Origin of the sequence: Burkholderia sp. BCC0506 (assembly GCF_902833145.1) — a bacterium.
In the GTDB taxonomy this organism is placed as follows: Bacteria; Pseudomonadota; Gammaproteobacteria; order Burkholderiales; family Burkholderiaceae; genus Burkholderia.
Map to the genome: position 1 here is coordinate 212,781 of NZ_CADFEN010000009.1, position 12,387 is coordinate 225,167.

Here is a 12,387-nt window from a genome sequence, read left to right on the forward strand (position 1 = left end):
GCGGCCGCTCGAACGCGGCCGGTGTCTCTACGGGTGGGTGTCGTTACTTGCTGAGTGCGCGCATCGCGGTTTCGAGGCCCGCAAGCGTCAGTGGATACATGCGCTGGCCGAGCACGTCGCGAATGATCGCGATCGATTGCCGGTACTCCCATAGCCGCTCGGGCTCCGGGTTCAGCCATGCATGATGGGGGAACTGGTCGGCGAGCCGGCGCAGCCAGACGGCGCCGGTTTCCGGGTTGTTGTATTCGACCGAGCCGCCGGGCTGCAGCACTTCGTACGGGCTCATCGTCGCGTCGCCGACGAAGATCAGCTTGTAGTCGGGCGTGAACTTGTGCAGCACGTCCCACGTCGCGGTGCGTTCCGAGTGGCGGCGGCGGTTGTTCTTCCACAGGTGGTCGTACACGCAGTTGTGGAAGTAGAAGAATTCGAGGTGCTTGAATTCGGCCTTCGCGGCCGAGAACAGCTCTTCGGTGCGCTTGATGTGGTCGTCCATCGAGCCGCCGACGTCGAGCAGCATCAGCACCTTCACGTTGTTGTGGCGCTCGGGCACCATCCGCAGGTCGAGCCAGCCTGCGTTCGCGGCCGTGCTGCGGATCGTGCCGGGCAGGTCGAGCTCCTCGGCCGCGCCTTCGCGCGCGAAGCGGCGCAGCCGCCGCAGCGCGACCTTGATGTTGCGCGTGCCGATCTCGACCGAATCGTCGTAGTCGCGGTACGCGCGCGCCTCCCACACCTTCACCGCGGTGCGGTTGCCGTTCGACGGGCCGCCGATGCGCACGCCTTCCGGGTTGTAGCCGCCGTGCCCGAACGGCGAGGTGCCGCCCGTGCCGATCCATTTGTTGCCGCCTTCGTGGCGCTCCTTCTGCTCGTCGAGCAGCGCCTTCAGGCGCTCCATCAGCTTGTCGAGCCCGCCCATTGCCTCGATCTGCGCCTTCTCTTCCGGCGACAGCTCGCGCTCGAGGCGCTTCTCGAGCCAGTCGAGCGGGATGTCGAACGCCTCGGACGGCAGCGCGGACACGCCGTGGAAATACGCGCCGAACGCCTGGTCGAACTTGTCGAAATACTGCTCGTCCTTGACGAGCGTCATGCGCGCGAGGAAGTAGAACGCATCGATCGACGGCGAGATCAGCCCGGCCTTCAGCGATTCGAGCAGCGTCAGGTATTCCTTCACCGAGACGGGCAGCTTGGCTGCGCGCAGCGCGTAGAAGAAATTGAGCAGCATGGCCGGGCCTTCGCGGGTTGGGGTTACCGGTTGTGCCGGTTCATGTAGACGAGCCGCTCGAGCAGGCTCAGATCCTGCTCGTTCTTCAGCAGCGCGCCCGCGAGCGGCGGCACGATCTGCTTCGCGTCCGCGCCGCGCAGCGCGTCGGCCGGGATGTTCTCGGCGAGCAGCAGCTTCAGCCAGTCGAGCAGTTCGGACGTCGACGGCTTTTTCTTCAGGCCCGACACGCCGCGCAATTCGAAGAAACTCTCGAGCGCCGCGCGCAGCAGTTCCTCGCGGATGTCGGGGAAGTGCACGGCGACGATCTTCTGCATCGTCGCCGGGTCGGGAAACTGGATGTAGTGGAAGAAGCAGCGGCGCAGGAACGCGTCGGGCAGCTCCTTCTCGTTGTTCGACGTGATGATGACGAGCGGGCGGTGCTTCGCGCGCACCGTCTCGCGCGTCTCGTACACGTGGAACTCCATGCGGTCGAGCTCGCGCAGCAGGTCGTTCGGGAATTCGATGTCGGCCTTGTCGATCTCGTCGATCAGCAGCACGCTCGGGCGCTCGGCGTCGAACGCCTGCCACAGCACGCCCTTGACGATGTAGTTCGCGATGTCCTTCACGCGCGCGTCGCCGAGCTGCGAGTCGCGCAGCCGCGACACGGCGTCGTATTCGTACAGGCCCTGCTGCGCCTTGGTGGTCGACTTGATGTGCCACTGCAGCAGCGGCATGTCGAGCGCGGCGGCCACTTCCTCGGCCAGCATGGTCTTGCCGGTGCCGGGCTCGCCCTTGATCAGCAGCGGGCGTTGCAGCGTCAGCGCGGCATTGACCGCGAGCTTCAGATCGTCGGTGGCGACGTAGTGCGAGGACCCTTCGAAACGCATGGCGGCGCTCTTCTTCATCGGGAAAAAAACCCAGTATAAGTCAGAAGGGCTGTCCGGGCGGGCCGCGCCCGCGTATCGTTGCGGGGCTGTGGCGGGGCGAGCCGGGGCGCCGTATGGACGCGTTCCCCGCCGACGCGGTACAATCTGGCCGTTTTTTTTGGCCTGCGTGGCGACCGACAAGCAAAACGGCGCGGGCCGTTGCCGCTTCGGCGCCAGTTTCCCCTCAAGCTAGGTTACAAGAGCTATGAACAAATTCGTCGGCAAACACGTGGTTGTCGCAGCGCTCGTGGCGCTCGCGGGCAGCGCGCAGGCGGCCGGTGTGGTCGGCAACCCGAAGGACGGGGCGAGCAAGGCCGCCATGTGCATCGGTTGCCACGGCATCCAGGACTACCGCGCGGCGTACCCGGAGGTCTACCGGGTGCCTGTCCTCGGCGGCCAGAACCAGCAATACCTCGAGAACGCGCTGAAGGCCTACCGCAAGAAGGATCGTCACTTCCCGTCGATGAACGCGATCGCCGGTTCGCTGACGGATCAGGACATCGCGGATCTGTCGGCCTACTACGCCGCCCAGAAGGCCGACACGAAGGACAACCCCTACAAGTAAAGCGCGCGCCGCCGATCTCTCCGGCGGGACAGGAGCATTCATGAACAACGCATTCAAGACGGCGGCGGTTGCACTGGCGGCCGGCCTCGCGATCGGTACCGCGCACGCCGCGGACATCTCGAAGGGCAAGGAACTGGTCGAATCGCACAACTGCGCGGCCTGCCACGGCGCGCAGCTGAACAAGCCGATCAACGCGGAGTACCCGCGACTCGCCGGCCAGCACGCCGACTACCTCGTGTGGGCGATGCGCCAGTACCAGATGGGGCTGACGAACCCGCTGCTCGGTCGCAACAACGCGATCATGCAGGCGCAGGTGCAGAACCTGTCGGTCAGCGACATGAAGGACATCGCGTCCTACATCGAGTCGCTGAAGGAAACCGATCTCGTCTTCAAGAAGTAAGCGCGATGGGCCTCACGGGCCTGCGCAGCAAGAAATGCCCCGCCTCGGCGGGGTATTTTTTTGCCCGCGGCCAGGCTCGGCCCGGCGCGCACGGCTCGGCCGGGCGCTCAGTCGCGCGACGCGCGGCGCAGGATGCGCTGCAGGTACGCGTCGGTATCGGGCGGCATGTTCGTGCGCTGCGCTTCCCAGATCGTCTCGCCGAGGCACTCCATGATCGCGTGCTGCGCGTCGTGGGTCGAGTCGAGCTTCGCGGCCAGCTTGTCGTGCGCGGCGCGGATGCCGGGCGGCTGGTCGATCGACAACTGCTCGCTGATCGCGAGGTGCATCGACAGGTGCAGGAACGGGTTCGTGCGGCCTTCCTCGGGCGTGTAGTTGCGCGCCGCCGCGCCGTCGGCGTCGGCCAGGTCGTCGTGGTATTCGGGATGCTCGACGATCCAGTCGGCCGCCATCGCTTCCAGCGGCGTCAGGATCTCGCCCGCGCGCTGCTTGCGCCAGGTCTCGGTGAAAAAGCGACGCACTTCGTCGCGGCTTGGATTGAACATGGTGGGGAAACGTCGTGATTCGGGCGGCGTCATGCCGCGTCGGGCATTGTACGCCGGAGCGGCGGACGGCGCTGGCGGCGGCTCGGGGGGCGGCTGGTGAGACGCGGCGCGGCGCGGGTAAGCGCGGGCTAGGCTCGCCGCCGCCGCGTCGCTACACTCCGACGATTGCCGTCACAGCGCCTTGTCCGCCCGTTTTTTCATGACCGCCACCGTCCGCTCATCGTCCGCCGCCCTGCAGGGCGCGCTCTACGTCGCGTTGTCCGCCGCCGCGTTCGGTGCGATGGCGATTTTCGGCCGCTATGCGTATGCGGCGGGCGTCGACGTGCTCGGGCTGCTGATCGTGCGCTTCGCGATCGGCGGCGCGGTGCTCGCCGCGATCGCGCGGCACCGCCGCGTCGCGTGGCCGCGCGGGCGCTCGCTCGCGCCGCTGGTGGCGATGGGCGCGCTCGGCTACGTCGGGCAGTCGTTCTGCTATTTCAGCGCGCTGCAGCACGCGCAGGCGAGCCTCGTCGCGCTGCTGCTGTACCTGTATCCGGCGTTCGTCACGCTGCTGGCCGCGTGGTGGCTCGGCGAGCGCCTGACGCGCGCGAAGGCCGTCGCGCTGGTGCTGTGCGTCGCGGGTTCGGCGCTGATGGTCGGCGGCGGGCACGGCGAGCCGCTCGGGATCGCGCTCGCGCTGGCCGCCGCGGTGATCTATTCGCTGTACATCGTCGGCGGCACGAAGGCGACGCGCGGCGTCGATCCGCTCGCGACCACCGCGATCATCTGCCTGTCGGCCACCGCGACGCTCGTCGCGATCGCCATCGTGCGAACGGCGGCGTTCGGCGCGCCGCCGCGCTGGCCCGCGACGGCCGGCGGCTGGGCGTCGATGCTCGCGATCGCGCTCGTGTCGACGGTCGCGGCCATGCTCGCGTTCTTCGCCGGGCTCGAGCGGCTCGGGGCCGCGCGCACGTCGATGCTGTCGACGCTCGAGCCGGTCGTCACGGTCGCGCTCGCGGCGCTGCTGTTCGGGGAGGCGCTGTCGCCGCTGCAGTGGGCGGGCGGTGTCGCGATTCTGGCGGCCGTGCTCGCGCTCGTGCGCGCGGGCGGCGCGGCCGCCGACGATGCGACGGCGACGTCCAACGCGTAGCCGGGAAGCGGGTGGGCGGGCGTCGTGCCCGCGGCGCGCTGTCGCGCGGCCTGACGCTTATTCGTTGGGCGGCGGCGTCTTCGGCCGGAACTCGCACAGCGGCTCGATCGCGCAGTGCCAGCATTCGGGCCGGCGGGCCTTGCACACATAGCGCCCGTGCAGGATCAGCCAGTGATGCGCGTCCTGCAGGAATTCCTTCGGCGTGAACTTCTCGAGCGCGGCCTCGACGGCTCGCACGTCCTTGCCCGGCGCGAGCCCGGTGCGATTCGCGACGCGGAAGATATGCGTGTCGACCGCGATCGTCGGCTGGCCGAACGCGGTGTTCAGCACGACGTTCGCGGTCTTGCGGCCGACGCCCGGCAGGCCTTCGAGCGCTTCGCGATCGGCCGGCACCTCGCCGTCGTAGCGCTCGAGCAGGATCCGACACGTCGCGACCACGTTTTTCGCCTTGGTGCGATAGAGGCCGATCGTCTTGATGTACTCGGTGACGCCTGCCTCGCCAAGCGCGACGATTTGTCGCGGGGTGTTCGCGACCGGAAACATTTTCCGCATCGCCTTGTTGACCGACACGTCGGTCGCCTGTGCGGACAGCATCACGGCGATCAGCAGTTCGAACGGTGTCGAGTATTCGAGCTCGGTGGTCGGATGCGGATTGAGGCTCTGCAGCGTTTCGTAGATCGCGCGTCGTTTGCTGGCGTTCATGGAGCGTTCTGGTCGGGCGGCGCGGACGGGCCGTCCGGATCGCCGTTGTCTGCGTCGCTGTCGTTGTCGTGGTCGGTGCGGCCCGATGCCGCTTCGGCGTCGCGCTGCGCCTGCTGTTCGGCGAGCCGCTTGCGGCGCGCCTCGGCCGCGTCGATCTGCGCCTGGACGGCCGCGCTCACGCCCTCGGTGTTCTTCGGCCCGGCGCCTTGCCCGGACAGCTCTTCCTTCTTCTTGCGCGCGCGTTCGAGCGCCGCGGCGATGATCGCGCGCTTCTTCGCTTCGGCATCGTCGGCGGCCGGTGCCGCGGCTGGCGCGCCGGGCTGCGTGGCGGCCGGCCCCGCGGCCGGTTTCGCGGCACTGGCCGCACGGCGGGCGGCGGCGCGCGCTTCGGCGGCCTCGCGTTCGCGGCGCTGGCGCGCGAGCCGCAGGTCGTGACGTTCGCGCGCGGCGTCGGCCTGCTCCTGCGACCACGCATCCCAGCCCGTGCGATCGCCGGTCACCGGCAGCATCGCGATGCAGTCGACCGGGCACGGCGGCACGCACAGGTCGCAGCCCGTGCACAGCGACGCGACGATCGTGTGCATCTGCTTCGGCGCACCGACGATCGCATCGACCGGGCACGCCTGCATGCACAGCGTGCAGCCGATGCACAGGTTTTCGTCGATGAACGCGACCGCGCGCGGATGTTCGGTGCCGTTGACGGGGTTCAGCGGAATCACCGGCTTGCCGAGCAGGTTCGCGAGGCGCGCGATGCCTTCGGCGCCGCCGGGCGGGCACTGGTTGTAGTTCGCGTCGCCGGCGGCGATCGCCTCGGCGTACGGGCGGCAGCCGTTATAGCCGCACTTCGTGCATTGCGTCTGGGGAAGCAGATCTTCGATGCGATCCGCGAGTGTTTTGGAATCGGTCACGGTGACGACAGGCTGACAACAGGCGCAGCGGCGCCGAATGGCTCCCGGCCGCGTCGGGCGCGGCCGGAAAGGTTTGCCAAAGCTCGATTATCGCCGATTTCCCGCATTGCGCTGGACGCCGTCTATGCGCATAATCGAACCGCTTTTTTGCAGGGGCTCAGCAGGAGGGTGGCCGCCCGCGGCGCGCCCGTTCCAGGGCGGCCGGCGCCGAGGCGGTGGGGGTGCCGGTCCGGATCAAGCGGCTCACATAGCAAAACGCCACCATGAATCAGCCAAAAATCAAAAGAGATCCTGAAGGTACGCGCCGCCGCATCCTGATGGCGGCAGCCGAAGAGTTCGCGAATGGAGGGCTGTTCGGCGCGCGCGTCGATCAGATCGCGCGCCGGGCCGAAACCAACGAGCGCATGCTCTATTACTACTTCGGCAGCAAGGAGCAGCTCTTCACCGCCGTGCTCGAACACGCGTTCTCCGCGCTGACCGAGGCCGAGCGCGTGCTGGATCTCGACGGCGTCGCGCCGGTCGAAGCCGTCACGCGGCTCGCGCATTTCGTTTGGGACTACTACCGCGACCATCCGGAGCTGCTCCGGCTCATCAACAACGAGAACCTGCACGAAGCGCGCTATCTGCACAAGTCGACGCGGATCCGCGAGATGATGTCGCCGATCGTCGCGAAGCTCGGCAACGTGCTGATGCGCGGCCAGAAGGCCGGGCTGTTCCGCGGCGACGTCGATCCGCTGCGCTTCTACGTGACGCTGTCGGGGCTCGGCTACTACATCGTGTCGAACCGCTTCACGCTCGCCGCGACGCTCGGCCGCGACTTCACCGACACCGACGAGCGCGCGGAGATGGTCCGGATGAACACCGAGGTGCTGCTCGCGTATCTGCTGCGGCGCTGACGCGACGAACGAACGAGCCGGCGAGCCACCCGCTCGCGCCGCGGCCGGATAAAGAAACGCCGCCGTGCAACGGCGGCGTTTTTGCGTCGGAGCGCGGCGAATCAGGCGGCCTTGCGGGCACGCACGGTTTTTGCGCGCGGGCTGCCGGCTGCGCGCTTCGCGGCCGGCGCGGCCTTCGCGGCAGGCGTCCTGGCGGGCGCGACCGTCACGGCCGGCGCCTTCGCGCGCGTGCGTTTCGCGGCGGTCGCGCGCACTGCCGTTTCCGGCTCTTGTCTGGCGGCCGGCACGGTGCCGATCGTGGTCGCATCCTGGGCATCGGCGGGCAGCTTCGCCGCGCCTTGCTTCGGCTCCGGCGCATGCTCGCGGATGAAGTCGCGCAGTTGCGGATAGATGATCGTGCGCCAGCGGCGGCCCGAGAAGATCCCGTAGTGGCCGCACTTCTCGGCGGTCAGGCTGCGGCGATCGTCTTGCGGGATGCCCGTGCACAGTTCGTGCGCAACGTGCGTCTGGCCGCTGCCCGAGATGTCGTCGAGTTCGCCTTCGATCGTCATCAGCGCGGTGTGCCTGATGTCCTGCGGCCGCACGCGCTCGCCTTCGACGTCCCACGTGCCTTCCGCGAGGCGGAACTCCTGGAACACGACGCGGATCGTCTCGAGGTAATACTCGGCGGCCATGTCGAGCACCGCGTTGTACTCGTCGTAGAAGCGGCGGTGCGCTTCGGCGTCGTCCTCGTCGCCGCGCAGCAGACTTTGGTAGAAATCCCAGTGCGATTGCGCGTGCCGCTCCGGATTCATCGCGACGAAGCCCGTGTGCTGCAGGAAGCCCGGATACACCTGGCGGCCTTCGCCCGGATAGTTCGCGGGCACCGTGTGGATCACGTTGTTCTCGAACCACGCGGTCGAGTGCTGCGTTGCGAGCGAATTCACGGAAGTCGGGCTGCGGCGCGCGTCGATCGGGCCGCCCATCATCGTCATCGTGAGCGGCGTGTCCTCGCCGCGGCTCGCCATCAGCGAGATCGCCGCGAGCACCGGCACCGTCGGCTGGCATACCGAGATCACGTGCAGGTTGCGCGCGCCGATGTGGCGGATGAATTCCTGGATGTACGCGATGTAGTCGTGCAGGTGGAACGGGCCGACCTCGACCGGCACCATCCGCGCGTCGATCCAGTCGGTGATGTAGACCTTGTGATCCTGCAGCAGCGTGCGCACCGTGTCGCGCAGCAGCGTCGAGTGGTGGCCCGACAGCGGCGCGCAGACCAGCACGACCGGCTCGTCCTTCAGTTGCGTGACGGCGTCGGCGTCGTCCGAATAGCGCTTGAAGCGCAGCAGCCGGCAGAACGGCTTCTCGATGATCGTCTGCTCGACGATCGGGATGTTGTGGCCGTCCTTGATGATCTGATGAATGTTGAATTCCGGCTTTTCGTAATCCTTGCCGAGCCGATACATCAGCTCATAGGCGGCCGCCATCCGCGGGGCGCCGGGTATCAGCGAGAACGGGCTGGACGGATTCGCGAACGACTTGGAGGCGGCCTGGGCCCAGGCCGTCAGCGGGCTCAGCATGGCTCGCTGGAATTCGTGCAGTTGGTAAAGCATGCAGGCTACTCCCGCGTGGGGGACGGTGCGCAAGGGCGGCGTGGGGCGTCGCGGCGTGCCGTGTGGGTCAGCGACCGGCCATGTTGCATTGCAGCCGGACAATCTCGTCGATCATATCGGACAACGATCGGTGGTGCAATGCAACATTTCCCCGGGTTTTCATCAAAGTGTTGCGATTTGACGTTCTCTGAACAAGGCCGCCGCGCGCCCGTTCAACGGCCGGTGGCGACGGCCGGCGCGGGCTGGCCGGCCGCGCGCGCCATCGCGTCTTCGTGGTGCATCAGGTTCATCGCGGTGTGCACGAGCGCCACGTGCGAGAACGCCTGCGGGAAGTTGCCGACGAGCCGCCCGGCGACCGGGTCGTATTCCTCCGCGAGCAGCCCGAGGTCGTTCGACAGCGCGAGCAGCCGGCTGAAGAGCCGATGCGCGTCGTCGATCCGGCCGAGCAGCGCATAGCTGTCGACCAGCCAGAAGCTGCACGCGAGAAACGTGCCTTCGCCCGGCGGCAGGCCGTCGTCGTATTCGGTCGTGCGGTAGCGCAGCACGAGCCCGTCGTGCAGCAATTCGCGTTCGATCGCGTCGACCGTGCCGACGATGCGCGGGTCTTCCGGCGGCAGGAAGCCGAGCTGCGGCAGCAGCAGCACGCTCGCGTCGAGCTCGTCGCTGCCGTAGCTCTGCGCGAACGCCTGCTTGCCTTCGTGCCACGCGTTCGCGCAGACGTCCGCATGGATCCGCTCGCGCAGCGCGCGCCAGCGGTCGAGCGAGCCGGGCAGCCGGAACATTTCCGCCGACTTGATCGCGCGGTCGAACGCGACCCACGCCATCACCTTCGAGAACGTGAAATGGCGGCGGCCGCCGCGCGTTTCCCAGATGCCTTCGTCGGGTTCCTGCCAGATCTTCTCGAGATGGTCGAGCAGCGCGCACTGCACGGACCAGACCGTGTCGTCGGCCTGCAGGCCGCCCACGCGCGCGAGGTGCAGCGCGGCCATCACCTCGCCGAACACGTCGAGCTGGAGCTGGTTCGCGGCGCCGTTGCCGACGCGTACCGGCAGCGAGTCCTGGTAGCCCGGCAGCCAGTCGAGTTCCATCTCCGGCAGCCGGCGCTCGCCGGCGATCCCGTACATGATCTGGATCTGCTCGGGCGAGCCGGCCATCACGCGGCCGAGCCACGTGCGCCAGGCGCGCGCCTCGTCGTAGTAGCCGCCGCGCATCAGCGCGAGCAGCGTGATCGTCGCGTCGCGCAGCCAGCAGTAGCGGTAGTCCCAGTTACGGTTGCCGCCGATCTTCTCGGGCAGCGACGTGGTCGGCGCGGCGACGATGCCGCCGGTCGGCTCGTACGCGAGCGCCTTCAGCGTGATCAGCGAGCGGCGCACGGCAGCCGCGTAGCGGCCCTGCACCTGGCAGCGGCCCGACCATTCGAGCCAGTAGTTCTCGGTGCGCGCGAGCATCGACAGCGGGTCGCGCGCGGGCGGCAGCCGCATGTGCGACGCCGCGTAGCCGAGCGAGAACGGCACGCGCTCGTCGGCGCTGACCGTGAATTCCGCGAGCGTATGGAGGTTCTTGCCGGTGAGCGGCACCGGCGTGCGCAGCACGACGGTATCGGGCCCCGCGATGGCCTTCATGCCGTCCTCGCGGGTCAGTTGCGTGACCCACGGAATCGAGAAACCGTAGTCGAAGCGCAGCACGAGCTCCATGCGCATCTTCATCGTGCCGTGGCGGCCGACGACGATCCGCACCAGTTCGGACCAGCCGTTGCCGGGCGGCATGAAGTCGATCACGGTGACGGCGCCGTCGGCGCTTTCGTAATCGGTTTCGAGAATCAGCGTGTCGCCGCGATAGCGGCGTGTCGTATGCGTGATCGCGGCGTCGGCGGCCGGAGCCAGCAGCCAGCGGCCGTGCTCCGGCGTGCCGAGCAGCGCCGCGAAGCAGGCGCCCGAATCGAAGCGGGGCCAGCACAGCCAGTCGACGGAGCCGTCTTTTGCGATCAGCGCGGCCGTGTGGCCGTCGCCGACGAGGGCGTAGTCTTCGATCAGGGCGGGCATGGGCAGGCGATCCTTGGGTATTCGAGTTCACAATCCGGACGTCGGCGGCCTGGACTTCACGCCCGGGCGCCGCGCCCCGTATACTCGGCCGGGCGGCGGAGCGCATGAACGGCCGGCGTTTCGTCCTATCTCAACACTTGAAGCGACTCGATGCAAGGAGGATTCAATGCCCAACCGTTTACGCGAGCGTGACGCACGCGCTTCGACACGAGGGTTCCCGCTTAGGTTCGCTCACTGGATGAAAGGTTTCGCGATCGTGCTTTCCCTGTCCGCGACCCACGCATTCGCGCAGCAATCGTCCGCCCCGGCCGACGGCGTCTACAACCTGCTCGTCGGCACCTATACGGGCGGCGGCAGCGACGGGATCTACGTTTACCGCTTCGATACCAAGACCGGCAGCGTCGCGCCCGTGTCGTCGGCGAAGACCGAGAATCCGTCGTATCTGTTGCCGAGCCGCGACGGTCGCACCGTCTACGCGGTCAACGAGCTGCCCGGCGACAATGGGCCCGCGACGCAGCGCGGCGGCGTGAGCGCGTTCCGCTTCGATGCGAAGACGGGCGCGCTGAGCTTCATCGACCGCGTATCGTCGGAAGGGAACGATCCTTGCTATCTCGCGCTGTCGCCGGACGGCAAGTACCTCGTGACGGCCAACTACTCGGTCGCGGCCGATCCGGGCGGCAGCTTCGCGGTGTTTCCGCTGCGCGACGACGGCGCGGTGGGCCAGGCCGTGTGAGCGTCCACCACGAAGGCACCGGGCCCGTGAAGGGCCGCCAGGACGGCGCGCACGTGCATTCGACGGTGTTTTCGCCGGACGGCCGCTACCTGTTCGTGCAGGATCTCGGCGCGGACAAGATCTACGGCTACCGCTACACGGTGGACGGCAGCCGCGGGCTGATCAGCCCGACCGACACGCGCTACACGCCGGTGAAGGCCGGCTCGGGCCCGCGTCACCTGGTGTTCAGCGCCGACGGCCGGTTCGCGTACGTGACGAGCGAGCTCAACGCGTCGGTCGAGGTGTTCGGCTATCACGACGGCAAGCTGACGCCGATCGAGACGGTGCCGATGACGGCGCCGGGCTTCAAGGGCAAGGTGGGCGGCGGCGCGATCCACCTGTCGCCGGACGGCCGCTTCCTGTACGTGAGCAACCGCGGCGACGCGAACGACCTGGTGATCTACGCGGTGAACCGTGCCGATGGCCGCTTGAAGCACGTCGGCCGCCAGTCGAGCCTCGGCAAGACGCCGCGCGAGTTCCTGATCGATCCGACCGGCAAGTGGCTGATCGTCGGCAACCAGGACAGCGACACGTTCTACGTGTTCAGTCGCGATGTCGAAACGGGGCAGCTCGGCGCGAATCCGCAGAAGGTCGCGGTCGGCAAGCCGGTCGACTTCAAGCTGGTGCCGGTGCAGTAAACGGAAAAGGCGCTGCCGATGCAGCGCCTTTTTTGCGGGCGCCGGTTTCACGACGCGCCCGTTTCGGCGAATCGCGG

General features: G+C 68.0%; 10 protein-coding genes and 2 pseudogenes. 5 read left to right on the forward strand and 7 right to left on the reverse strand.

The window, feature by feature from the left end; all coding sequences use genetic code 11:
- Positions 1 to 43: 43 nt before the first annotated feature.
- A complete protein-coding gene (locus HWX62_RS21880; protein ID WP_175930593.1) occupies positions 44 to 1,219 on the reverse strand; it encodes a VWA domain-containing protein in 1,176 nt (391 codons plus the stop codon).
- 23 nt (positions 1,220 to 1,242) lie between these two features.
- Positions 1,243 to 2,085: a MoxR family ATPase gene (locus tag HWX62_RS21885; protein WP_175930594.1), complete on the reverse strand. Its 843-nt coding sequence runs from the start codon at positions 2,083 to 2,085 to the stop codon at positions 1,243 to 1,245.
- 244 nt (positions 2,086 to 2,329) lie between these two features.
- Between HWX62_RS21885 and HWX62_RS21890 the strand changes: the two genes are divergently transcribed.
- On the forward strand, positions 2,330 to 2,689 hold the full coding sequence (locus HWX62_RS21890; RefSeq protein ID WP_006478192.1) for a cytochrome c: 360 nt from the start codon (positions 2,330 to 2,332) through the stop codon (positions 2,687 to 2,689).
- Positions 2,690 to 2,729: 40 nt separating this feature from the next.
- On the forward strand, positions 2,730 to 3,089 hold the full coding sequence (locus tag HWX62_RS21895) for a cytochrome c (protein WP_006490657.1): 360 nt from the start codon (positions 2,730 to 2,732) through the stop codon (positions 3,087 to 3,089).
- 107 nt (positions 3,090 to 3,196) lie between these two features.
- Here the strand turns inward: HWX62_RS21895 and HWX62_RS21900 are convergent, their stop codons facing one another.
- Positions 3,197 to 3,631 (reverse strand): DUF1841 family protein, encoded by a 435-nt coding sequence (locus tag HWX62_RS21900; RefSeq protein ID WP_175930595.1) that lies wholly within the window; start codon positions 3,629 to 3,631, stop codon positions 3,197 to 3,199.
- Positions 3,632 to 3,830: 199 nt separating this feature from the next.
- Here HWX62_RS21900 and HWX62_RS21905 point away from each other — a divergent pair, with 199 nt between their 5' ends.
- Entirely contained in the window at positions 3,831 to 4,760 is a 930-nt protein-coding gene (locus HWX62_RS21905; RefSeq protein WP_175930596.1) for a DMT family transporter, read from the forward strand.
- Between the two features lie 57 nt (positions 4,761 to 4,817).
- Here the strand turns inward: HWX62_RS21905 and nth are convergent, their stop codons facing one another.
- Positions 4,818 to 5,462: an endonuclease III gene (nth, locus tag HWX62_RS21910; protein WP_175930597.1), complete on the reverse strand. Its 645-nt coding sequence runs from the start codon at positions 5,460 to 5,462 to the stop codon at positions 4,818 to 4,820.
- Positions 5,459 to 6,477 (reverse strand): annotated as a pseudogene (gene rsxB / locus HWX62_RS21915) (electron transport complex subunit RsxB). The gene nth and the pseudogene rsxB overlap by 4 nt, the downstream one beginning before the upstream one ends.
- Before the next feature lie 156 nt (positions 6,478 to 6,633).
- Here rsxB and HWX62_RS21920 point away from each other — a divergent pair.
- Entirely contained in the window at positions 6,634 to 7,266 is a 633-nt protein-coding gene (locus HWX62_RS21920) for a TetR family transcriptional regulator (protein ID WP_006478198.1), read from the forward strand.
- A 101-nt stretch (positions 7,267 to 7,367) separates the two neighbouring features.
- Here the strand turns inward: HWX62_RS21920 and phaZ are convergent, their stop codons facing one another.
- Positions 7,368 to 8,858, reverse strand: a complete 1,491-nt coding sequence (gene phaZ, locus HWX62_RS21925; RefSeq protein WP_175930599.1) for a polyhydroxyalkanoate depolymerase — start codon at positions 8,856 to 8,858, stop codon at positions 7,368 to 7,370.
- 212 nt (positions 8,859 to 9,070) lie between these two features.
- Entirely contained in the window at positions 9,071 to 10,900 is a 1,830-nt protein-coding gene (locus tag HWX62_RS21930) for a glycoside hydrolase family 15 protein (RefSeq protein ID WP_175930600.1), read from the reverse strand.
- A gap of 238 nt (positions 10,901 to 11,138) precedes the next feature.
- On the opposite strand from HWX62_RS21930, the pseudogene HWX62_RS21935 reads away from it, so the two are divergent.
- Positions 11,139 to 12,310: pseudogene (locus HWX62_RS21935) on the forward strand (lactonase family protein).
- Positions 12,311 to 12,387 lie beyond the last annotated feature (77 nt).